Genomic DNA, 22,677 nt, shown 5'->3' on the forward strand with positions numbered 1-22,677 from the left:
TATGAATTTAAAAGAATACAACAATTTAGATAGAAGGCTCACAAAAGAAGAGAGAAAAGAACTTTTCAAAGAATATCACGAAACTGAAGATCAAGAAATAAGAGATATTTTAATAGAAGAGCATCTTTACATCGCAGAAATTTTATCTAAAAAATATACAGGCAGAGGAATAGATTACGATGACATATATCAAGTGGCATCTATTGGTTTAATCTATGCCATACAGAGATATGACCCAGATAAGGGTTTTGAGTTTTCTTCCTTTGCTACACCAACTATAATTGGCGAAATCAAAAAATATTTTAGAGACAATGGATGGACAATTAGAGTTCCAAGAAGAATTCAAGAGCTATCCAAAAAAATTGCAAATGCAACTGTAACCCTATCTCAAAAATATCAAAAAACCCCAACGATTGATGAAATTGCAGAATTTTTAAATTCAAGTCCAGAAGAAATTATGGAATCCATGGAAGCATCAAAAGTTTATACTCCACAATCTCTTGATATGACCTATGACTCAGGAGATGAAAGTGAAATTAATCTTTCTGATTTAATAGGAGTAGAGGAAAAGTACTTCGACAAAATTGAATCAAATGACTTTTTCAAAAGAGCCATGGAAAATTTAGATGAAGTTGAAAAAACTGTTTTAATAGATAGATATTTTAACAAGAAGACACAAGTTGTTATTGCACAAGAACTTAATATTTCGCAAATGACTGTCTCTAGAATAGAAAAGAAAGTTTTAGAAAAAATGAAAAAAGAACTAACTAAGACTATGGAGGTATAATGAACAGAAATAGGTACCTAGTTACACTTTTAAAACTTGTAAATATGTTTGAAATAGTTGTATCAATTATGTTAATAGCAGGGGTAATTATATCAGTCCCTGATATTGTGAAATACTATTTTAAAATAATTACAAATGACGCAACTCTATCCTATGAGATATTTCAAAATTTTCTTTCGCATGTGCTTTTACTTGTAATAGCAATAGAGTTTGTAGTTTTAATGATCGCACATACAGACACAAATATAATTCACTTGATACTATTAGTAATATCAAGAAAGATGTTAGTCTACTCGGATAATATGCTTGACCTACTCATAGCAACAGTTGCCATAGCAATTTTATTTGCTACTAGAAAATTCCTATTAACAGGAGTAAATATTGATAGCATGGCAAATGAGCGCAATGAATATTCTGCATCTACGCCTATAAAAATACTTAACAGAAAATATGGATTTGATATAGAACCAGGAGACTCAACTACACTTGGTGGTTATGTATCAGCTCTTTTAATAAAGAATGCAGAAGAGGCAGAAACAGGTGTAATAGTAGAAGATGGAGATTACATCTTCCAAATAGTAAAAATGGCAACAGGTGGAGTTATAGAAACTGTTTCAGTTGAAAATATTGACGAGAAAAAAGATAAAGAGAATAAAAATAAATAATTCATTATAGACCTATGAGTTTAAACTCGTAGGTTTTTTAAATTTATAAATTGTTTTGTAAAAACTTTGAAAAAAGTTTATAAAAAATAAAATAAATCACAAATGTAGATAAAAAATAAAAATTGTGCATAAGTTTTTGAAAAAATTTTATAATATGTGAGAAAAATGTAAAAAATAAAGATTTATCCACAGATATTTATAAAATTCCACAAAAAAAGGCTCGAGGTTGAACTTGAGCCTTAAAAATTATATTACATTGTTTTTTTATCAGCTGGTAAAAATGAATCCACAATACCAAGAACAATTGCACCTACAAGAGATCCGATAATAGTTACATTAAATCCATCAACAATTCGACCTGTGATGAATAAAATTAATGCAGCAACTATAAAACCAACGGCACCTCTACCAAAAGGTGATGCATCTACACCTGTGAATTTATTTATTACCCAGTCTAAAACTCCTATTACAACAGCTGCTAAAATGGCAGTAGTGTAACCGTCTGTTTGAATCCCTATAGAAAGTGCAGAAGTTAAAAGAATAGCTAATCCACTTACTAAAACTTTAATTAATAATTTTATCATTTTCTTCCCTCCTAGAATAATATAACTATTTTATTAGTTAAATAGTTTATATAAAACTCTTAATATATTTATAACCAGAATAATATTGTTTAAACAAATTTTAATGAAATTGGGTATAAAAATATGGGAGGTTTATCATGAAATTTTTAAAAATTGAAGTATTTATACCAAGAGAAAATACAAAAAAATTAATGGAAAAAGTAAATGAAGGTGGATTTTTAAAAGAAGAAAACTATGATTTTTGTTATGCAGAAACACCTGTAATAGGCCATTTTAGACCAATTGAAGGAGCTAATCCATATATAGGTAGTCTAGGAAAAATAGAAGATGTGATGGAAAATAAAGTTGAATTTAGAATAAGAATAGATGATTATGAAGATGTTATAAAAATAATAAAAGAAAATCATCCCTATGAAGTGCCAGTTATAAATGTAATTGAACTTTACAACAATTAAGACATAAAAAAATCACCTGCCCTTGGCAAGTGATTTGTGGCGTCCACGAGAGGAGTCGAACCTCCGGCCCCACGCTTAGGAGGCGTGTGCTCTATCCTACTGAGCTACGTAGACCTATAAAATATATTTTATATAAAATTTTAAGAAGTGTCAATTACTTGTGACACTTCTATTTTTTATGTTTTAAATTTTGAAGATTTAAGCTGCCTTTTCCATATTGACAAAGATTTCTTCGAAAATTCTTTTAAATTTATTGAAAATCCCTTTTTCAAAGACTTTATCCTTTACAATTAGGTCACTTTCATATATTAAGTCATCATCTTTATAATAAGAAATTTTGCCAACAGAAGTGCCTGCTTCTATTGGAGCCTTTAAGTCTTCGTCAATGGAGACAATTTCTTTTAACTTTTCATCAGATTTTGAAAGAATATATCCAACTTCTTTTTGATAAACTGGTATGTTTTCGTCTTGGGAATTTAAAACTTCTATTGTTCTAAGCTCTTTAGATGTATCTCCCACTGCATTATAGCCGTAGTTTTCAAAACCTCTTGTGATAAGTCTTTTGCAAGCAACAAATCTTTCAAAGTCAGAGTTTGAGCCAGTTGTTATACAAATTAGTCTCATGTCCTTTGATTTATTTTCTACACCTTTTTCAAGCCCAGTTAATATTACGCACCTGCCTGCAGCATTTGTGTAACCAGTTTTTAGTCCATCCACTTCAGGAACAATTCCAAGGACAGGATTTGTGTTGTACTCAATAAATTTTCTATCGGGTTCTTCTAATTTTTCAATAGTTGTATATTTTAAAATCTCTGGATGAAATTTCAAGAGCTCTGTTGCAAGTTTAAACATTTCTCTTGTGGTCATCTTGTTGTAGTCTGTGATTTCGTAGTTAGTGAGTCCAGTTGGATTTACCATGAGGGCATTTTTTAATCCAAGGTCTTCACATTTGTCATTCATTAACTTGACAAAGCCATCTGTTGAGCCGCCAATATATTTTGCGAGAGCTGTTATCGCATCGTTACCTGAGACTACCATTGAAGCCTCAATTAATTTTTCTACGCTAACTTTGTCGCCTTCCTTTAGTTTAAAGCTAGAACCAGTAAGTGATGAAACTTCGTGGTCAATTACAACTTCATCATTTAATGATATTGTCCCATCTTCCACCTTATCGAGGACTACAAATATGGAAACAAGTTTTGATGTTGATGCCATTGCACGAACTTCATCTAAATTGTAACCTTCTATAATTTCGCCAGATTTATAGTCTCCTAAGAGATAAGATTTTGTAAGACCTTCTAAGGATACTTCTTCCAATTTTTTTATTTTATCTGCTTCATATTGGTTTGCTTTTTGTACGCCTTGTTTTGTAGGTACTAAAAAATTTTGATTTCTAATTGTGTTGGGGTCAACTTCTTTTTCTTCTCCACTTGTATTTGTATTTTCAGCTGAGTTAATATTTGAATTTTGATTTTCTACTGCCACATTGTCTTCTGCCAATACATTTATTGGCGAAGATAAAAATATGAGGGCAATAGATAAGTATAGAAGTAATTTCTTCATCTTACACCTCGGCAAATATTGTATCAAATTATAAATAAATTGTAAATTAATGTAGAAATCTGTAAGAACTAATTTTTACAAAGGTCAATTTGTGGGTAGAGTTATTAATATGAAGGGCAATGTGTTATAATTAACTTTATAATTTTACAATTCAAATAAAATCTATAAGGAGATATAATGGATAAACAAAAAATTGAAAAAGCTGTAGAAATGATAATAGAAGCAATTGGAGAAGACAAAACCAGAGAAGGTTTAGTTGAAACTCCAGCTAGAGTTGCAAGGATGTATGAAGAAGTATTTGTAGGAATTGGCAAGACTGCTGAAGAACATCTTTCAAAAACTTTTGAAATCACTGAAGACAATATAGTTGTAGTAAAGGACATAAACTTTTACTCAATGTGTGAACATCACTTTCTTCCATTTTATGGAAAGGCTCACATTGCATATATTCCAGACCAAAAGGTTGCAGGACTTTCTAAGCTTGCAAGAACTGTAGAAACTTATGCAAAAAAACCACAACTTCAAGAAAGACTTAGTATTGAAATTGCAGATGCAATGATGAAATACCTTGAACCAAAGGGAGTTTTAGTTGTTATAGAAGCTGAGCATATGTGCATGAACATGAGAGGTGTAAAAAAACCTGGCTCAAAGACTGTAACATCAGTTGCTAGAGGAATTTTAGAAACAGATGAAAAGCAAAAGCAAGAAGCTTTTAGGTTGATTGAGTTCTAGTGAAAAATACAAATAAAATAGTTTTAAGTAAAATTTACAAGGACTACCTAGATGAATTGGAGAACCTTGAAATAGACAGATTCTTTTGCAGGCACAACTACGAGCATTTTATATCTGTGGCGAGAATTTGTTACATTTTAAAACTAGAAGAAAATGTTGATGTAGATAAGGATGTGATTTATGCTACAGCCTTACTTCATGATTTAGGTCGTGTAGTGGAGATAAAAGAAGGCATAAATCATTCCATCGCATCAGTTGATATAGCAAGAGAAATTTTAGAAATCACAGATTTTTCTGACTCTGAAAAAGAGAGAATTTTAAATTGCATTTCTTACCACAGGACAAAGGAAAAAGCTGAAGACGAATTTTTTAATATATTTTATAGGGCAGACAAACTCTCAAGACCTTGTTTTAGGTGTCCTGCCTATGACGCTTGTAATTGGTCTTATGAGAAGAAAAATCATGAAATAATATATTGATGGGAGAATTATGGATTTTATCAAGATAAAAGACCTTGAAGTTTATGCTAAGCATGGACTTTTTGGAGAAGAAAAAAAACTTGGACAAAAATTTTTAATAAGTGCAAATATAGGATTAAGTTTTAGAAAATGTGCAGTAGAAAAAAATTTGGATGAATCCATAGACTATGGAAAATTATCCCACGAGCTTTATGACTTATTTGCCAGTGAAACTGAAGATTTAATAGAAACTCTTGCCTATAAACTCACAAGATTTATTTTTGACACTTATGAAATAGCACAGACAGTTGATATAACTATAAAAAAACCTTGGGCGCCAATAAATTTGCCTCTCGATACAGCATCAGTTAGCTGCAAGAAAAAGAGGAGAAATTATTACATTGGCATAGGTACAAATCTTGGCGATAGGGAAGGATATATTAATAGTGCTCTTGATATGATGGAAAAGGAAGGCTTAAAAGTCCTAGAAAAGGCGAGTATAATCGAAACAAAGGCTTGGGGCAAGACTGACCAAGGCGACTTTTTAAATACAGTTGTCAAAGTTAATTCCTATGAAGATCCCCATGACTTACTCCACATTTTGCAAAAGATAGAATTAGATTTGGGAAGAGTTAGACACGAAAAATGGGGCGAAAGGACAATTGACTTAGATATTCTATTTATTGATAGAGAAATCCACTTTACAGATGAATTAGTAGTACCCCATCCTTATATTTCTGAGCGTGAATTTGTGCTTGAATCATTAAATGAGCTCATTCCTAATTATTTCCATCCAATTTTAAACAAAAAAATAAGTAAACTTTATGAAGAAGTGAGAAATGAAAATTAGAAAGATAGGTTGTGGCTGCCTCGTAATTTTGATAACTTTTTTTGGAATTATTTTTATGATGAGTTTTTTTATAAATAGAGCATCAGAAAAAAGAGCCCTAGAAGAGGAAAATTACCGAGAAAATTATATTGAAGACAGTGCTGATTTAGCAGTAAAAATTGCAAAGAAAAATAAACTCTATCCATCAGTGATGATTGCACAGTCAATACTTGAGAGCAACTGGGGAAGGTCAGAACTATCACGTGATTACAACAATTATTTTGGCATAAAGGAAGTAAAAAAGGGAGAAGGCATAGTTTTTGAGACAGAAGAATATGTGGAAGGCAAAAGTGGAAGGTATTTGGAAAATTTCAAGAAATATTCTTCCAAGAGAGAGTCTTTTAATCACTACGCAAAACTTTTATCAACAGCTAAAAGGTATGAAAAAGTTAAAACTGCAAAAAACTACTCTGAAGCAGCAAAATTTATCCAAGAAGGCGGCTATGCAACAGATCCAAATTACGCCAATAAAATAATATCTGTAATAGAAAAATATGGTTTAAATAAATATGATGAATAATAATCCCAAGAGGGATTATTTTAATGAGAAAGGAGCAAAATTTGAATAAAAAATTACAAAATATAATCCTCGCAATATCAATCTTGATACCATCTGTTTTTTATGTATCAGGAATAAAAAGTGTATTTGGACAAGGTTCATTTATGTACTCAGTAATGTGGGGATTAATTAATTATTTATTTATGATGACTGCAGCAGATTTTATATCAAAATTTAAAAATATTTCAAAACTACCAGGCTTAAAAATAAGAAAGAGAACTTATTATATAAGTATATTTGTCTACATAGGATTTTTAATTTTTGTAAATATATACTTTTTACAACAGCTCTATTTTAGAAATGTGGATATAATTAATACATTGGCAAGTCCAATAATTATAGTAGGATTATTTTTATTATTTTTATTTAATTTACAAAATGGAAAATTTCTTATTAAAGATGAAAAAGAAAGGGATATATACGAAATTCCAAAAAAGAGCTCTTTTAGAAATGGAAATGACGTCCTTGGAAATGTAGTTGGTTCTTATGAAAATGGATTGGTTTTAGGAAATTATTTTTTCTCTTATGAAAGTATGAAATCTATTTCCAAGTCAAAAGATGATGAAATAATAATAAAGGGCAAAGAAAATTCAAAAAATTATATAATAAAAGTTGGCTCAAAAAACTCTGAAAACCAGCTAATTACAGAAATTAAAGATGCTATTCAAGAAGGAAAAATTGAAGAGAACAAAGTAAACTTAAAAAAATAAAAAAACTTTAGGAAAACATTGACAAATTTAGATTTATGCTCTATACTATAGTTAAGCTAGCTGAAGAAAACAAATTGGTAACTAAGAAAAGGTGATTCCAATGAAGAGTTTTAATTTATCCTGCAAGGGAAAAGTAGCAAAGTATCTTATTTGAAGTAGCTTAGTGCTAAAGGTTTGAATGCTTAATTTACGAGATATAGAGCTATAGTTACATAACAATTTAACATTTAAAATCAAGAGATCCGAAAGGGTCTCTTTTTTTGGTTTTTTAAAGTTTTTATAATTTCAAAGTTTATTTTGCTTGCTAGCTTTTATTTTTAAAGTATATACACCTAAATAAAAATTTACCATCATTTATATTTGATTTTTAAGTTGTATATAATTTATAAAAATTAAAAATTGATTTTTGTGGTATTAATAATTATAAAAGTTTTTAAATTAATTCAATTATGCAAGTTATTGTAATAATGTTTTAATTTGCAATACTTTTTAGTTTGTAGTAAAATCAATTCAAAATAGGAGGTATACTATGAAAAAGAAAATTTTAACTATTTTACTTGTACTTATAGCGGCAATTACTCTTGGTGCTTGCAGTGCAAACACAACTGCTTACTTAGATTCAGCTCAAAAAGTTGCAGACTGGAAGGGTTCAAAAGTTTCAGGAAAACTTGAATATAATGTTGAAGTTAAGGATCCTGAAAGTGGAGAAACTGAAAAAATTAATTTCCCTGTAACTCTTGGTGGCGAACAAATGGGAAGAGACAAAGCCCATGTTGTAATGAATATGGATTTCTCAAAGTTCAAAGAACTCATTGCTAAAAAAGCTGGTTCAGACGAAGAAATTGCTGGTCTTAATAAAGATCTTCCTGACAAAATTAAAATGGACATTTTTGTAAAAGATAATGAAGTTATTATGTCAAAAGACATTTTTGCACTAGCTGGAGATGGACTTAAGGACATCAAGGAAGACTACATATCAATTGCAAATGAAGAAAATGGTCTTTCACCAAAAGCTACTCAATATTTTAGCTCTGAAGAATTCAAAACAGACTTATTAAAGTTAATGGATGTTGCTTCTAAGGATATTAAACAAAGTATTGATTACAAAGTTGAAGGCAACACTTATACTTTAAACACAACAAGTGATGCTGTTATTGATGAGTTTATAAAGGCAGCTGATGGCATTATGAAAAATTGGGACGCAGTTTCAACTTCTGCTTTAGAAATTGTTGACAAAGCTGGCCTTCAATTGACTGACGAAGATAAGAAAGATTTTAAAGAACTTAACAAAGAATATAAAGCAGAAGATTTAAAAGAAGCTGCCAATGGAATTAAAGAAATGTTAAAGGGTTCAAGTCTTTCTGAAAAAACAACTTTTGGAGAAAATAAGCTAAATCAAGAAATTACTCTTAAACTTAATTTTGCCGATTTTGTAAAAGTTTCTGTTAAAGGAAATGTGGAAACAGTTAAAGACGAAAATGTAAAAATTAACTTCCCAGCTTCAGTTAAAAAGTTAACTATGGACGAGTATATGAAGTTAATAATGCCAGAAATGAATGTTAATCTTGTAACTGTAAGAGTAAATGGCGAAGATATAACTTTTGAAGATCCAGAAGCTCTTCCACAAATTATGAATGATAGAACTATGCTTGTAGCGCGTGCTTTCTATGAAAAAATTGGTGCTAAAGTTGATTGGAATGGAAAGGACAAGAGCGTAACAGTTACTAAAGACAATGATAAAATTGTCCTTACAATCGGATCAAACAAAGCTCTTGTTAATGGAAAAGAAGTTGCTCTTGATTCTCCTGCAACTATTATAAAAGATAAAACTTATATTCCAGTAAGATTTGTATCTGAAGCTTTTGGTTACAAAGTTAAATATGATGCTAACGAAGGTATGCCAATAGTTGATATTTTCAATATAACTGAAAAAGAATTAGAAACTAAGCTTGCTGAAATTGAAAAAGAAGAAAATTATAAGATGATTGCTTCTATGAAGTCTGACCTTAAAGACGAAGAAATTGTAGAAACTTTAAAAGAACTTTATGAAGGCGAAGAATTAAATAAAATTCTTGCAGCAAAGGCTGACCTTGACAAAAATCCTGAACTACTAAAGAAATACCAAGACCTAGTAAAAAAGGAAATGGAAGAATTTTTAGCAGAAGATAAGGAAGAAGAAAAAGTTACTGACAATAAAGAAGCTAAAGAAGAAAAAGTTGCTGAAAAGACAGAAAAAACTGCAGAAAAGGCAGCAAAAGTTTTATTCTCAGTAATAAAATAAGTTTAAAGAAAAAAATTATCCCAAGGGCAAAGGCTCTTGGGATTTTTGTATTATCTATAATAGATTATAGAGTATAAAAAAAGTTTTTAATAAAAAATTAAAATGAAATAAAAGACTATTTATTTCATGAATAAGCTATTTATAATTTTTTATTTGTGATACTATATAGTAGTATTCAAAAAGAAAAAATAGAAATTTATACTATATGGGGGATTCATGAAGATATTAAAGAGAGACAAGAGAGAGGTAACCTTTGACCATCTGAAGATAAAAAACGCCATTGAAAAGGCCTTTGATTCTGTTGGTAAAAATTATGACGATAAACTTATAAATGATTATGCTCTTGATATAAAAGAAAAGCTTTTGAAAAATTATGATCCAAAGAATCCTCCCACTGTTGAGGAAATTCAGGATCTAGTTGAGCTAAAGCTAATCGACGAAAAGGAAATTGAAGTTGTAAAGGCCTATATCCTTTACAGAAATAGACATTCTGAAGAAAGACAAATTTTAGACAAGTTTTCAAACTTTATTAAGGATGAAAAAGTTCTAAAGATTTTAAAATTTGTGAGAAAAAATTATGACCAAAAGAAATATGAGCTTGAAAATCTATACAACAAGTTTGAATCTTTTGTTAAAAAAGACCAAAGCCAAGATGCCTATCTTTCTGAAATCATTAAGGCTGCAAGCGAACTTACAGATAAAGATTCTCCTAAGTGGGAATTTATCGCTGCCCTATTTTTAAATTATGATTTGGAAAAGAAAATCGCAGAAAATTTGCGTGAAATAAATATAAATAATTTTTATGAAAAAATAAAATTTTTGACTGAAAAAAATCTCTATGGGAAATATGTTTTAGAAAATTATTCTCGTGAGGAAATTTTAGAACTTGAAAATTATATTGATAACTCAAGAAATCAACTTTTAAATTATTCTGGTCTTGACCTTCTCATAAAGAGGTATGTAATAAGAAGTCATGACGGCAGGTTTGTGGAGTCAGTTCAAGAGATGTTCATGGGAATTGCCATGCATCTTGCCATACCTGAAAAAAATAAAATTTACTGGGCAAAGAAATTTTATGACATTTATTCGACACTAAAGGTAACTGTAGCAACTCCAACTATGTCCAATGCGAGAAAACCATACAACCAACTATCTTCATGCTTTATTGACACAGTGCCAGACACTTTAAAGGGAATTTATCGCTCCATAGATAATTTTGCACAAATCTCCAAGCATGGCGGTGGAATGGGACTTTACTTTGGAAAAGTTCGTGCAACAGGTTCTGACATTAGAGGTTTCAAGGGTGTTGCTGGTGGAGTTATTAGATGGATTAAGCTTGCCAATGACACTGCTGTTGCTGTAGATCAACTTGGCGTTCGTCAAGGCTCTGTTGCTTGTTATTTAGATGCTTGGCACAAGGATATTCCAGAATTTTTGCAACTTAGGACAAATAATGGCGATGACAGAATGAAGGCACACGACATTTTCCCTGCTATTTGCTATCCAAATTTATTTTTTGAACTTGCAGAAAAGGACATAAACGCTCCTTGGTATATGTTTGACCCTCACGAAGTATTGGAAAAGAAGGGCTATTCACTTGAAGACTTCTATGGAAAAGAATGGGAAGAAAAATATAGAGAGTGTATTGAAGATAAGAATATTTCTAGGCGTGAAATGAGTGTAAAGGATTTGGTGAGACTTATTATAAAATCCCTTACAGAAACTGGAACACCTTTCGCCTTTTATAGGGACAATGTAAATGAAATGAATCCAAATAAGCACATGGGCATGATTTATTCTTCAAACCTATGCACAGAAATTATGCAAAATATGTCAGCCATAGAAACACTTGATACGAGTATAGAAACTATTGACGGCGAAGAAATAATTGTCACAAAGACAAGACCAGGCGACTTCGTTGTATGTAACCTTGCATCTCTTGTCCTTGGAAATATAGATTTACAAGATGACGATGAATTAAAAGACATTGTTGCCACAACAGTAAGAGCTCTTGATAATGTAATAGACTTAAATTACTATCCAATACCTTATGCGAAAGTTACAAATAGAAAATACAGATCCATTGGACTTGGCACATCTGGTTACCACCACGCCCTTGTTAAGGCTGGTATGGCATTTTCTGATATTGAAGACCACTTAAAGTGGGCTGACGATGTCTATGAAAGAATAAATTATCACGCAATCACTGCTTCCATGGAAATTGCCAAGGAAAAGGGCTCTTATGACTTCTTTGAAGGATCCGATTGGCAAAGTGGCGAGTATTTTGACCTCAGGGACTACAAGGATGACAAGTGGAACAAACTTAGAGAAGATGTAAAAAATAATGGACTTAGAAATGGTTATATAATGGCAATAGCACCAACTGGCTCAACTTCAATTATATCTGCAACAAGTGCTGGCGTTGACCCAGTTATGAATAGGTATTTCTTGGAAGAAAAGAAAGGCTCAATTTTACCAAGAGTTGCACCAGATTTGACTCCACAAACTTTTTGGCTCTATGAAAATGCTCACGAGCTAGACCAAAATTTTGTAATTGAAGCTGCTGCCATTCGTCAAAGACATATTGACCAAGCTCAATCAATTAATTTTTATATAACAACGGACTTTACAATGAGAAAAATTTTAAATCTCTATATAAAAGCAGCTAAGGAAAAAATAAAGTCAGTTTATTATGTTAGAAGTAAGTCACTAGAAGTGGAAGACTGCGATTATTGTGCGTCATAAAATAGGAGGAATTATGAAACTTTCAAAGAGAGGTCTTTTTAATGAAAAGGGCGACATTGAAACATCAAAGAGAAGAGTTATTAATGGAAACACAACAAATTTAAATGATTTTAACAATCTAAAATACAGCTGGACTAGTGACTGGTATCGCCAAGCCATGAATAATTTTTGGATACCAGAAGAAATTAATCTTTCACAAGATGTAAAGGACTATAGACTTTTAGATGTCCATGAAAAGACTGCTTACGACAAAATTTTGTCTTTTCTAATATATCTTGATTCACTACAAACTGCACAAATTCCAAAACTTCAATCCTATGTAACGGCAAATGAAATAAATTTGTGTCTATCAATTCAAGGTTATCAAGAGTCAATTCACTCTCAATCTTACTCTTATATTCTTGACACAATTTGTTCCCCAGAAGAGAGAGAAGAAATTCTCTACCAATACAAGGACGATGAAGTTCTATTAAAGAGAAATAAATTTATTGGCGACCAATACCAAGATTTTTATGAAGACGAAAATATCGACAACTTCATGAAGGCTCTTATTGCAAATTATATTTTGGAAGGAATTTATTTTTACTCAGGCTTCTCCTTCTTCTACAATCTTGGAAGAATGGGCAAGATGCCTGGCACAGTATCTGAAATAAGATACATCAACAGAGATGAGAACACTCACCTTTGGCTCTTTAGAAGTATTATTCTTGAGATGAAAAAGGAAAATCCAGAAATATTTACTGATGAAAATATAAAAAAATATAAAGAGATGCTTAAAAAAGGTGTTGAAGAAGAAATCTCTTGGGGTAAGTATGTCATAGGCGATGAAATTAGAGGTCTAAATGAAAAAATGATCGAAGACTACATTATGTATCTTGGCAACTTGCGTTCAAGAAATTTAGGTTTCGGAAATCTCTTTGAAGAAAACACTGAAGAACCTGAATCCATGAAATGGGTTAGCGAATACTCCGATCCAAATCAAATTAAGACAGACTTTTTTGAAGCAAAGCCATCTGCTTATTCAAAATCTTCTGTAATAGAAGACGACCTTTAATAAAATAAATTTTTAGCCGGATCTTGTATCCGGTTTTTTAATTAAAAAATTTTAATTCATCCCAATTTAATAGGAGGAAAATTATGGAAGATAAAGGCAATAATAATAAGAGACCTCAATATAATTTACTTAGATATTACTTAATTGCCATCTTGGCAGTTTTTGCCCTAAACTGGTTGATTCTTCCTATGCTTTCACAAAATAGCATGGAAAACTCAGCGTATTCCGATTTTAGAAGAAATCTTAGCCAGGGAAAAATTGAGGAAGTAAACTTTAGGCAGGACCAAATTCTTTACACTTTAAAAGATAACAAAAGAATTTATAAGACTGGAAAGATGGAAGACCCAGATCTTGTTAAAGATTTAGAGGAAAAAGATGTAAAATATTCCTCAGAAATTCCTGAAAAGCCAAGTTTATTTATGTCCTTTATAATGACTTGGGGAATTCCAATTTTGTTATTTTTCTTTTTACAAAGAGCCTTTGCCAAGAAAATAGCAGGCATGACTGGTGGTCCTGGAGGAATTTTTGGCGGCGGAAAGAAAATTGAAAGATATGAACCCAACGGCGAGACTGTAAATTTTGGAGATGTTGCAGGTCAAGAGGAAGCAGAAGAATCTCTTGTTGAAATAGTAGATTATTTAAAAAATCCTCGGAAGTACACAAGAATTGGTGCGAAATGCCCTAAGGGAGCCCTACTTGTAGGACCCCCAGGAACTGGTAAAACTTTACTTGCAAGGGCAGTTGCCGGCGAAAGCCATGTGCCTTTCTTCTCAATTGCAGGCTCTGAATTTGTGGAAATGTTCGTTGGTCGTGGAGCTGCAAGAGTTAGAGAACTTTTTGAAGAAGCAAAGAAAAATGCACCATGTATTATTTTTATCGACGAAATTGACACAATTGGAAAGAAGAGAGACTCTGCAGGAATTTCAGGTAACGATGAAAGAGAACAAACTTTAAATCAACTTTTATCTGAAATGGATGGTTTTGACGGAAACATAGGAATTGTTATGCTGGCTGCAACTAATAGACCAGAAATTTTAGACCCAGCCCTTTTAAGACCAGGAAGATTCGATAGACAAATTAGAGTTGAGCTTCCAACACTTAAAGACAGAATTGAAATATTAAAAGTTCATGCAAAGAGATACCAAATGGATGATGACATTGACTACTCACTTATTGCGAGGTCAACAGCTGGTGCATCTGGTGCCCAACTTGCAAATATTTTAAACGAAGCTGCTCTTCGTGCTGTTAGAATGGGTCAAGACAAGGTTAGACAAGAGGACATACAAGAGTCCATAGAAGTTGTAATAGCTGGCGCACAAAGAAAGCAAGACATCTTATCTCCAGAAGAAAAGAAGAGAGTTTCCTATCACGAAATTGGTCATGCACTTGTGGCTGCTCTTCAAACAGGTTCAGAGCCAGTGGAAAAAATTACTATTATCCCAAGAACTTCTGGTGCACTTGGCTATACTATGCAAGTGCCAAAGGATGAAAAAAATCTTTACACTAGAGAAGATTTAATTAACCACATTACAACTCTTTGTGGAGGTCGTGCAGCAGAAGAAGTTATCTTTAATGAAGTATCAACTGGTGCTGCCAATGACATTGAAAAGGCGACAGAGACTGCAAGAGCAATGATAACTCAATATGGAATGGCTGACGAGTTTGGTATGGTTAAGTTCCAAGACTCTGGCTCAAGATACATGGGCGATAATGGAAATATGAACTGCTCCGAAGAAACTCGAAAAGAAATTGATGACTTAATGGTAAGTATAGTCAAGAGTGCTCAAGAAAATGCACGAAAACTTATTGCAGACAACAGAGATGCCATGAAGGAACTTGCAGAATTCTTGCTTGAAGAAGAAACGATAACTGGCAAGCAGTTTATGGAAATTTTGTCAAAATATAAAAATTTTGATGAAGAAAAGTAATTTAATGTAAAGGAGAAGGTAGCTTAGGCTGCCTTTTTTGATTGCAAAAAAATCCTAGAGTTTTGCCTCTAGGATTTTTAGTAATATAAATTTAATAATATTTACAAACTTGTTTAATTATTTTGAAAGTTTTGAAATAATTTGTGCAACTTCTGCTCTTGTTAAGTTTGCCTTTGGAGAGAATTTATTTCCTGAAGTTCCACTTAAAATTTCTTTGTTAGCTAGGAATTGAATGTCTTCATAAGCCCAATCAGAAATTTCTTTTTCGTCATCAAATACAAGGAGTTTAAGTGTTGCAGCATCATCGCCCTTTAGTTTTAGATAAGAAGCTAAGATATGTGCCATTTCTTCACGAGTGATATTTTCTGATGCAAGAGCCTTTGAAGTCTTTGGAAGAAGTTTATTTTCAACAGCCCAATTCATATATTCAGTGTAGAATTTGCCGGCTTCAATGTTTTTGTCTTTTACTTCAGCATATTTTTTAGTATCAACTTGTCCAAGTCTTCCTAAAATTGTGATAAATTCTCCACGAGTGATTTTGTCGTTTGGAGAGAATTTAAGGTCAGATGTGCCAACCATTAATTTTTTGTTAATAGCATCAATAATTGGTTTTCTTGCCCAGTGGTCGATTAAGTCAGCCTTTGAAACTTTAGAAAGTTCACTTTGAAGTCCCTTTTCAAAGTCAAATACTTCTTTTTCCCATTCCATTGTCTTTGCAGTAGAAAACTCAGCTGCCTTAGCTTTGTCCTTTGCGTAAAGGCTAATCCATTCTTTTTCAACTTCTGTAAGTTCTTTCATAACTTTTTCTTCAAATTCAGTAACTTTCTTGCGAGTAGATTCGCCAAGTTCTTCTCTATTTCCTGATACCAAATCATTTACAGATGAGCCAACCCAATAATATGAATTTGCGTCATAAGTTGGGGCATTATTTTTAGCTTCAGCTGTTGAATCATTGATGTCAGGGAAAATTGGAATCCAAGGAATATTTAGCGGGCTTCCTAGAGTCATCCACATAAGACCTGGTGCATCCTTTGGATAACCTTCTTTGATTTGGAAGATGTGAGCTTGCATTGTGTTAATTGATCCAATTGCTCTCTTGTGAGTCTTTGGATTTGCTTTTCTTTCAGCCTTGTTGTCTGATGCAATATATTCTGTTCCTTCAAATCTATTTCTAAAGACATTTAGAGCGTGTTCAATTGTAATTTTTTCTGAACCTTCAGAAAGATCGTTTAATAGATCAAATCTTTTTGCATCGTAAGGAACTTTTGAGTTAGGGTCTAAATCGTGAATACCAGACCAAACTCTTGAACGGCTTGTTTCGGCAATTTCTTTTGGACCATAGGAAGCAGCCATATCCATTAGTCCATCTGCAGTTTCTTTATAAGTATTTGCTTTCTTTGCAACTTCAACAATATCTTTAGATGCAATTACATTTTCTTTGTCCTTGAGATCAACGCCACCTAGCCAATAATCATTAGGGAAAATACTAAATTTATCAGCAGGATATTTTATTGCAACATATTGATGTCCAGAATAAATTTCCATGTACCAAACTTCATCTTGGTCGCCAAAAGCTACGATGTCGCCCATAGACGCACCTTGCTTATCAATTGTGTCAGCTAATAGTTCAATTGCACCCTTGGCAGATTTTGCGTGAGCAAGTAAAAATGTAGTCATACTTGCTTCATTTACGCCATTTTTAACAAAAGGATCAGCCTTTGCGATTTCTTCTGATGGGTCAGCAGAAACTGTACAGAAAATTCCTACTCCAGCTTCGTTATAACCAGCGGCATCGTAAACGCCTTGTTCCATATCCTTTGGCTTAGCAGAAGAGTCTGGAGTTGAGAAGAACTTTAGAGAGTCTTCTGGGTGTATGTATTCAAATCCATTGTTTACATCAACTAACTTGCTGCCTTTTTTAAATTCTCCACGAGGATGAGTAACAAGTCTCATAGTTCTGTTTCTTTGATAATCTTCTGTTCTACCAAAGATAAAAGATCCGTCAGCTGTAAGGTCCTTTCCTACAATAATTCCTGTGCAGGCAAAAGTTGGAATTGCCATAGACATAATTAGCGTAGAGGCAAGACCTGCCACCAATAATTTTTTCTTACTATTTTTCATTTTAGCCTCCTAAAAATATAAAATATTTTTCTCTATAAAATTGTTTTCCTTATGTACAAATGCAATTTTATAGAGAGAATATCTATTTATAAATTAACACCACAATGCTATCGTGTCAATGTTTTATTAAAGTACAATGATTTGGATAAATATCACTTAAAATGAATAAAAATCAATTTTACATAGATATATTTATAGTATTAAGTATGTAACCTCTTTACTGCATAATCCAGTAAGGAGGTTATTTCTACTTAAATATTTATTAAATATTTATCAAATTTTTATAAATTTTTTTGTGGTTAATTTTTGACATAAAAAGACATATTATCATGCCAATAGATGCAATAACTACAATAGAACCTCCTGGTTTTACATCAAAGTAATAGGAAAAAGTTACGCCAAGAAGTGTGTATATAATTCCTAAAATAATTGTGTTAAAAAAGGTTTTCTTGTAACTTTTACTTATTAATAGTGAAGATGCTACAGGTAACACTATTAAAGATGTTACCATCAATGCACCGATTATTTTTGATGAAAGTGCAATAGTGATTGAAGCAAGAAGAGTGAAAATAAAATTTATTTTTTCTACATTTACTCCACTCATCTTTGCAAGTTGTTTATCTACTGCAATGCTTAATAATCCAAAATAATACACAAAAGAAATTGTTACTACGAATATAAAAGTTATTAAGACTATTATTACATCGACATTTGAGACAGATGCGATACTACCAAATAAATATGCGTCAAAGCTATTTCCCCCTGGAGAAAAGTCGGATAGCACTGCGGCAAGTCCAAGGCCAACTGATGTAATTATTGCTGTCGCCATATCTCCAAATTGAGGAAACTTTTTTCTAATTTTTTCAATTGAGAAAGCACCAATAATACAGGCTATTACCGCACCGATTAAGGGATTTATGGATAAAATAAGTCCAATTGCAACGCCTGTAAGGGAAACATGTGAAAGGGCATCTCCTATCATAGAAGTACCTCTATTTACTATTACAATACCAATAAGTGGAATTATTATGGAAATCATTAGAGATACTAAAAGAGTTCTAATCATAAAGCTATATTGCAACATCTAAAAGACCTCCATTCTTTAATTCATATATTGAGTCCAGCTTTAAATTATTTTTTATCCAATCTAATTCATGAGTTATTAAAATTATAGAGACATCAAATTTTTTGTTTAATTCTTCAATAGTTTTTGCAAATTGGATCTTAGAGCTTTCGTCAACACCAGATGTTGGTTCATCAAAAATTAATATGTCAGGATTATTCATAAGAGCTCGAGCTATAACAACTCTTTGTCTTAGTCCTCCAGAAAGTTCTCGTATTGGGTAATTGGCATATTTTTCCAAATTCATCTTTTTTAATAAATTCATCGTCTTATTATAATGTTCCCTTCTCGGTATTTTAAATTTGCCAAAACTGTCATAGAGCTGCAAAGTAACAAGTTCCTTTACAGTGATTGGAAAAGTATATAAATTTTCTTTTTGAGATTGTGGAACATAGCCAATTCTTTTTAGGGAGCTAGTATTAAGATCCTCTTCAAAAATTTTAATACTACCCATATTAAGTTTAAGCTCGCCCACAATTATTTTAATTAAAGTTGTTTTTCCAACACCATTGCCGCCTATGATAGCTACTTTTTCTTTGTTGTAAACAGTTAAATTCAAATTTTTCAATATAGAATCACTATCATAAGAAAAATTAGCATTTTTTATTTCAATTGCCTTCATAAATCACCTCAATGAATCGTAAATAGTTTTTAAATTATATTCCATCATGTCAATAAAATCTTTTCCAATATGCTTTTCAATATAACTACTAACATATTCCATAGAAATAAGACCTTTTAGATCAGCATCAATTTCTTCTGCAATAATATCAGCACCATTTTTTGGCATACCATATTCGTAGAAAATTGTGTTGATATTCCTAGCTTTTGAATCTTCAATAACTTTAATAAGTTTTTTTATACTTGGAGAATCAGCACTTGTTAAACCCTGTAATGGATATTGAATTAAATCAAAATCTTTTGCCAAGTATGCAAAAGCAAAATGACTTACGATAAATTCTTTTTTCTCAGTATTCTTGAATAAATCTCTATATTTATAATCTAATTCAGTTAATTCTCTTAAAGTTTTGGAAGCATTTTTTCTATATATTTTTTCATTTTCTGGATACATCTTGCTCATTTTGTATTCAATGTCATTGACATATCTTTTGGCATTTCTAATGCTCATCCAAGAATGAGGGTCATAAGTTATTTTATCTTCATTAGTTGTAGAAGTATCTCGCAAAACTTTTAAATCAAGCTTCTCGCCATGTGAATCAAGAAGTCTATAAGAAAGCAAATCTGAAGAAATTCTATCGCTATACATTATCCACTCTCCTTTTTTAGGAAGCTTGTAATATATTTCGCCGTGTTCGTGACCCATCTCTAGTTTATAGACTTGTCTATCCACCACATTAATTAAGTCCTTTTGTGGAATATCTTCGCCAGTATCCTCCATTAATTTTCTACCTATCTTAATTAATTCTTTATCAGAATAATCCTTATCACAGTATAAAAATGCAATTCTCATATTATCTTCGTGAGTGTGCCCAAAGTCAAAAGAGTAAGTTTCTGTTGAAAAATTCCCCTTAACCATATATTGAAAGTCGCCAATAGCAGCAGCGCCTTTGTAAGAAATAAGATTTACACCACTTGCCAAGTTCAAAATATCCAAATTTGGAAGGGTCTTAGAAATAGAATCAGACCAATGTTCAAGGTTAGCTCCATTGATTATTAGAAGATCAGCTTCAGATAAATCTTTAATTTTTTTTGGAGTGTGTTCCCAAAGATGGGGATCTTGATTTTTAGGCAAAAACATTCTAAGGTCTACTGTATCGCCAACAACACTTTTTGTAAGACTATACACAGGATAAAAGGAAGTATAAACTATGGGCTTATCACTTGCATCCTTTTTATTAGTACAAGAGATTAAAGAAGATGCCAATAGAATGATTAATATAATTTTTATTATTTTTGACATATTACTCCTTTCAAAAAAATATCCCCGATAAAAATCGGGGATGGAACAAATAAATATAAAATATTACTCAGCAACTTCTTCATAAACTTGATCTATTGTAACAGTTGGACTTACAAAAGTTGGATACCAATCATCTTTTGCAAGCATTTCTTCAGCAGTTTTACCAACTCTCAAGTGGAAGTGTGGCATATGATCTTCGCCATGAACAGGCATCATTAAAATAGTTGGATATTTTCCATCAGAAGAAAATTCATACCAAAATAAAGTTTTTCCTCCGTGTTCCATAGGGTGTTTGTTAACATATTTAAAGTTAGCTTTCTCTATTTCTTCTCCACCAGGTTTAGAGAAAAATGTTATGCTCTCATCATCAACTTTAATTGCACCAAAATCAATAGCTACATGATCAAAGAAGTTCTTCTTAGCTTGCTCCTCTGTAATATTGTCTCTTTTAGATACTTCTTCATAAGCTCCCTTTAATCCTTCGTCATCAATATAGTTTGCAATACTATTCCATTCCCCTGACCAATCAGAAAGAGAGACATCTTGAGCTTTCTCTTCATTAACCTTTGCACTTACATTTTCTTCAATCTTTGTGTTATTTTCCTTAGTCTTTGCATTTTCAGATGTATTACTTGAGTTATTTTTACTACAAGCAACAAGTAAAGCCGAAGACATAAGAATAGCGACCAAGGATTTTCTAAAGTTTTTATTCATAATTCCCCCTAATGTTATAAAAGTTTGATAACTTGTTAAAATTTAAAGACATTAAACTAAATAATTTAATTTTATCTTTTATAAAATAATAAAAAACAAGCGACCACAAGTTAATTGATAACATTTATCAATTAATAGATATTTTAACAACTTTTTTAAAAAAATATTAAATAGACTATGAAAATTTGTTTAATAAACAATAAAGATTATTATTTATAATTTTTTTATTGGGTATAAATAAGCAGGTGATTATATGAAAAATATTAAAGTTATATATTTGGCAGGCGGATGCTTTTGGGGAGCTGAAGCTTATTTTAAAAAATTAAATGGCGTGGCTAAAACTCTCGTTGGTTATGCCAATGGCGATAGCGACGAAACTAATTATGAAATTGTTGCAAGGACAGACCATGCAGAAACTGTAAAAATTTATTATGATTTTTCAAGAATTTCTCTCACAGAAATCCTCCTTCACTATTTTAGAATTATAAATCCAAAGTCTATAAATAGACAAGGTAACGATATTGGAAGACAGTACCGCACTGGAATTTATTGGGAAGATGGAGATATTAAGTCAGAGGAAATTGTAAGAGACTTTATAAAATATGAAGAGGAAAAAATTGGCAAAGTTGCAGTGGAAAATTCTCCTCTCAAAAATTTTGTCAAGGCAGAGGACTATCATCAAGACTATTTGGACAAAAATCCTCTTGGATATTGTCATGTTAATTTAAGCTCAGCAGAGGATCCAATAATTGATGATGATAGAAAATTTGTAGAAAAAAATAAAAGAGATTATTTAGATGATCTTAGTTACAATGTCATGGAAAATGCAGGGACTGAAAGACCTTTTACAAGCAAACTAAATGATGAACATAGAAAGGGAATTTATGTTGATAAACTTTCTAAGAAACCACTTTTTGCATCAAGCGACAAGTTTGATTCAGCTTGTGGTTGGCCATCATTTTCAAGGCCAATTGTGTCAAATTATTTAGATGAAAGTATTGATACTTCCTTTGGAATGGTTAGAACTGAAGTAAAATCAAAATCTTCAGATTCACATCTAGGTCATGTATTTCCTGATGGACCAAGTGATAAGGGTGGACTTAGATATTGCATAAATGGTGCAGCACTTGAATTTATTCCTTTTGAGGAAATGGATGAGAGAGGTTATTCTGATTACAAAATTTTTGTGAAGTGAAAAACTTAAGATTTATAAATAATAATATATTTTAGATTTGTAAAACTTTTAAAGAGCCAATAAGTTATGAGCTAACATCAAATGTTAGTTTAAGTTCAATTTTGGAGAATTAATTCATAACTATTGGCTCATTTTTATTTTTAGAAATATATCAATCAAGAAATTTTAATAGCGAATAAACAATATTTATTTA

Annotated in this window: 20 protein-coding genes and 1 tRNA gene; 13 read left to right on the plus strand and 8 right to left on the minus strand. The window is 31.6% G+C overall.

What is annotated here, in order from left to right; translation table 11 throughout:
- The first annotated feature begins 1 nt into the window (after window position 1).
- Together PTSHG_RS07185 and PTSHG_RS07190 are read left to right on the plus strand one after the other, a co-directional pair.
- Window positions 2-787, plus strand: a complete 786-nt coding sequence (locus PTSHG_RS07185; RefSeq protein ID WP_019108217.1) for a SigB/SigF/SigG family RNA polymerase sigma factor — start codon at window positions 2-4, stop codon at window positions 785-787.
- Window positions 787-1,452, plus strand: coding sequence for an HlyC/CorC family transporter associated domain-containing protein (locus tag PTSHG_RS07190; protein ID WP_019108218.1), 666 nt, complete (start codon window positions 787-789; stop codon window positions 1,450-1,452). Before PTSHG_RS07185 ends, PTSHG_RS07190 begins: the two co-directional genes overlap by 1 nt.
- Window positions 1,453-1,703: 251 nt before the next feature.
- On the opposite strand, the gene PTSHG_RS07195 is transcribed toward PTSHG_RS07190, so the two are convergent.
- On the minus strand, window positions 1,704-2,036 hold the full coding sequence (locus PTSHG_RS07195) for a phage holin family protein (protein ID WP_019108219.1): 333 nt from the start codon (window positions 2,034-2,036) through the stop codon (window positions 1,704-1,706).
- Window positions 2,037-2,173: 137 nt separating this feature from the next.
- On the opposite strand from PTSHG_RS07195, the gene cutA reads away from it, so the two are divergent.
- Window positions 2,174-2,491 carry a divalent cation tolerance protein CutA gene (cutA, locus tag PTSHG_RS07200; protein ID WP_019108220.1) on the plus strand — a complete coding sequence of 106 codons (318 nt, stop codon included), beginning with the start codon at window positions 2,174-2,176 and terminating at the stop codon, window positions 2,489-2,491.
- 37 nt (window positions 2,492-2,528) lie between these two features.
- On the opposite strand, the gene PTSHG_RS07205 is transcribed toward cutA, so the two are convergent.
- Both PTSHG_RS07205 and PTSHG_RS07210 read right to left on the minus strand, forming a co-directional pair.
- A tRNA-Arg gene (locus PTSHG_RS07205) sits at window positions 2,529-2,605 on the minus strand.
- Window positions 2,606-2,689: 84 nt separating this feature from the next.
- Window positions 2,690-4,054 (minus strand): D-alanyl-D-alanine carboxypeptidase family protein, encoded by a 1,365-nt coding sequence (locus tag PTSHG_RS07210; protein ID WP_019108221.1) that lies wholly within the window; start codon window positions 4,052-4,054, stop codon window positions 2,690-2,692.
- A gap of 177 nt (window positions 4,055-4,231) precedes the next feature.
- On the opposite strand from PTSHG_RS07210, the gene folE reads away from it, so the two are divergent.
- The 9 genes from folE (at window position 4,232) to ftsH (ending at window position 15,410) form a co-directional block, all read left to right on the plus strand.
- On the plus strand, window positions 4,232-4,786 hold the full coding sequence (gene folE / locus PTSHG_RS07215) for a GTP cyclohydrolase I FolE (RefSeq protein ID WP_019108222.1): 555 nt from the start codon (window positions 4,232-4,234) through the stop codon (window positions 4,784-4,786).
- Window positions 4,786-5,265, plus strand: coding sequence for an HD domain-containing protein (locus PTSHG_RS07220; protein ID WP_019108223.1), 480 nt, complete (start codon window positions 4,786-4,788; stop codon window positions 5,263-5,265). The genes folE and PTSHG_RS07220 overlap by 1 nt, the downstream gene beginning before the upstream one ends.
- A 10-nt stretch (window positions 5,266-5,275) precedes the next feature.
- The gene (gene folK, locus PTSHG_RS07225; RefSeq protein ID WP_019108224.1) at window positions 5,276-6,094 is read left to right on the plus strand and encodes a 2-amino-4-hydroxy-6-hydroxymethyldihydropteridine diphosphokinase; all 819 of its coding nucleotides are present in this window, start codon (window positions 5,276-5,278) and stop codon (window positions 6,092-6,094) included.
- Window positions 6,084-6,653 (plus strand): glycoside hydrolase family 73 protein, encoded by a 570-nt coding sequence (locus tag PTSHG_RS07230; RefSeq protein ID WP_019108225.1) that lies wholly within the window; start codon window positions 6,084-6,086, stop codon window positions 6,651-6,653. The genes folK and PTSHG_RS07230 overlap by 11 nt, the downstream gene beginning before the upstream one ends.
- A 41-nt stretch (window positions 6,654-6,694) precedes the next feature.
- Complete coding sequence (locus PTSHG_RS07235) at window positions 6,695-7,402, plus strand: hypothetical protein (RefSeq protein ID WP_026088866.1); 708 nt, start codon at window positions 6,695-6,697, stop codon at window positions 7,400-7,402.
- Window positions 7,403-7,931: 529 nt separating this feature from the next.
- Complete coding sequence (locus PTSHG_RS07240; protein WP_019108227.1) at window positions 7,932-9,683, plus strand: copper amine oxidase N-terminal domain-containing protein; 1,752 nt, start codon at window positions 7,932-7,934, stop codon at window positions 9,681-9,683.
- Between the two features lie 216 nt (window positions 9,684-9,899).
- Complete coding sequence (locus PTSHG_RS07245; protein WP_019108228.1) at window positions 9,900-12,428, plus strand: ribonucleoside-diphosphate reductase subunit alpha; 2,529 nt, start codon at window positions 9,900-9,902, stop codon at window positions 12,426-12,428.
- A gap of 13 nt (window positions 12,429-12,441) precedes the next feature.
- Complete coding sequence (locus tag PTSHG_RS07250; protein ID WP_019108229.1) at window positions 12,442-13,482, plus strand: ribonucleotide-diphosphate reductase subunit beta; 1,041 nt, start codon at window positions 12,442-12,444, stop codon at window positions 13,480-13,482.
- 83 nt (window positions 13,483-13,565) lie between these two features.
- Window positions 13,566-15,410, plus strand: a complete 1,845-nt coding sequence (ftsH, locus tag PTSHG_RS07255; protein WP_019108230.1) for an ATP-dependent zinc metalloprotease FtsH — start codon at window positions 13,566-13,568, stop codon at window positions 15,408-15,410.
- Between the two features lie 117 nt (window positions 15,411-15,527).
- On the opposite strand, the gene PTSHG_RS07260 is transcribed toward ftsH, so the two are convergent.
- The 5 genes from PTSHG_RS07260 to PTSHG_RS07280 all read right to left on the minus strand — a co-directional run bounded on the left by PTSHG_RS07260 (window position 15,528) and on the right by PTSHG_RS07280 (window position 21,289).
- On the minus strand, window positions 15,528-17,531 hold the full coding sequence (locus PTSHG_RS07260; RefSeq protein WP_019108231.1) for a C69 family dipeptidase: 2,004 nt from the start codon (window positions 17,529-17,531) through the stop codon (window positions 15,528-15,530).
- A gap of 262 nt (window positions 17,532-17,793) precedes the next feature.
- On the minus strand, window positions 17,794-18,615 hold the full coding sequence (locus PTSHG_RS07265) for a metal ABC transporter permease (protein ID WP_019108232.1): 822 nt from the start codon (window positions 18,613-18,615) through the stop codon (window positions 17,794-17,796).
- Window positions 18,602-19,276, minus strand: coding sequence for a metal ABC transporter ATP-binding protein (locus PTSHG_RS07270; RefSeq protein WP_019108233.1), 675 nt, complete (start codon window positions 19,274-19,276; stop codon window positions 18,602-18,604). The genes PTSHG_RS07265 and PTSHG_RS07270 overlap by 14 nt, the downstream gene beginning before the upstream one ends.
- 3 nt (window positions 19,277-19,279) lie before the next feature.
- On the minus strand, window positions 19,280-20,575 hold the full coding sequence (locus PTSHG_RS07275) for a metal ABC transporter solute-binding protein, Zn/Mn family (RefSeq protein WP_019108234.1): 1,296 nt from the start codon (window positions 20,573-20,575) through the stop codon (window positions 19,280-19,282).
- 63 nt (window positions 20,576-20,638) lie between these two features.
- The gene (locus PTSHG_RS07280) at window positions 20,639-21,289 is read right to left on the minus strand and encodes a ZinT/AdcA family metal-binding protein (RefSeq protein ID WP_019108235.1); all 651 of its coding nucleotides are present in this window, start codon (window positions 21,287-21,289) and stop codon (window positions 20,639-20,641) included.
- Window positions 21,290-21,542: 253 nt separating this feature from the next.
- Between PTSHG_RS07280 and msrB the strand changes: the two genes are divergently transcribed.
- Window positions 21,543-22,484, plus strand: coding sequence for a peptide-methionine (R)-S-oxide reductase MsrB (gene msrB, locus PTSHG_RS07285; RefSeq protein WP_019108236.1), 942 nt, complete (start codon window positions 21,543-21,545; stop codon window positions 22,482-22,484).
- The last annotated feature ends 193 nt before the right edge of the window (window positions 22,485-22,677 follow it).

Source organism: Peptoniphilus senegalensis JC140 (assembly GCF_000321025.1).
GTDB classification, from domain to species: Bacteria; Bacillota; Clostridia; order Tissierellales; family Peptoniphilaceae; genus Peptoniphilus_A; species Peptoniphilus_A senegalensis.

Bases quoted from the DNA above. Each gene is read 5' to 3' on its own strand.
- PTSHG_RS07265 (WP_019108232.1), bottom strand. From the start codon at position 18,615: ATGTTGCAATATAGCTTTATGATTAGAACTCTTTTAGTATCTCTAATG.
- ftsH (WP_019108230.1), top strand. From the start codon at position 13,566: ATGGAAGATAAAGGCAATAATAATAAGAGACCTCAATATAATTTACTT.
- PTSHG_RS07260 (WP_019108231.1), bottom strand. From the start codon at position 17,531: ATGAAAAATAGTAAGAAAAAATTATTGGTGGCAGGTCTTGCCTCTACG.
- folE (WP_019108222.1), top strand. From the start codon at position 4,232: ATGGATAAACAAAAAATTGAAAAAGCTGTAGAAATGATAATAGAAGCA.
- PTSHG_RS07190 (WP_019108218.1), top strand. From the start codon at position 787: ATGAACAGAAATAGGTACCTAGTTACACTTTTAAAACTTGTAAATATG.
- PTSHG_RS07250 (WP_019108229.1), top strand. From the start codon at position 12,442: ATGAAACTTTCAAAGAGAGGTCTTTTTAATGAAAAGGGCGACATTGAA.
- PTSHG_RS07280 (WP_019108235.1), bottom strand. From the start codon at position 21,289: ATGAATAAAAACTTTAGAAAATCCTTGGTCGCTATTCTTATGTCTTCG.
- msrB (WP_019108236.1), top strand. From the start codon at position 21,543: ATGAAAAATATTAAAGTTATATATTTGGCAGGCGGATGCTTTTGGGGA.
- PTSHG_RS07245 (WP_019108228.1), top strand. From the start codon at position 9,900: ATGAAGATATTAAAGAGAGACAAGAGAGAGGTAACCTTTGACCATCTG.
- folK (WP_019108224.1), top strand. From the start codon at position 5,276: ATGGATTTTATCAAGATAAAAGACCTTGAAGTTTATGCTAAGCATGGA.
- PTSHG_RS07240 (WP_019108227.1), top strand. From the start codon at position 7,932: ATGAAAAAGAAAATTTTAACTATTTTACTTGTACTTATAGCGGCAATT.
- PTSHG_RS07210 (WP_019108221.1), bottom strand. From the start codon at position 4,054: ATGAAGAAATTACTTCTATACTTATCTATTGCCCTCATATTTTTATCT.
- PTSHG_RS07185 (WP_019108217.1), top strand. From the start codon at position 2: ATGAATTTAAAAGAATACAACAATTTAGATAGAAGGCTCACAAAAGAA.
- PTSHG_RS07230 (WP_019108225.1), top strand. From the start codon at position 6,084: ATGAAAATTAGAAAGATAGGTTGTGGCTGCCTCGTAATTTTGATAACT.
- PTSHG_RS07275 (WP_019108234.1), bottom strand. From the start codon at position 20,575: ATGTCAAAAATAATAAAAATTATATTAATCATTCTATTGGCATCTTCT.
- PTSHG_RS07195 (WP_019108219.1), bottom strand. From the start codon at position 2,036: ATGATAAAATTATTAATTAAAGTTTTAGTAAGTGGATTAGCTATTCTT.
- cutA (WP_019108220.1), top strand. From the start codon at position 2,174: ATGAAATTTTTAAAAATTGAAGTATTTATACCAAGAGAAAATACAAAA.
- PTSHG_RS07270 (WP_019108233.1), bottom strand. From the start codon at position 19,276: ATGAAGGCAATTGAAATAAAAAATGCTAATTTTTCTTATGATAGTGAT.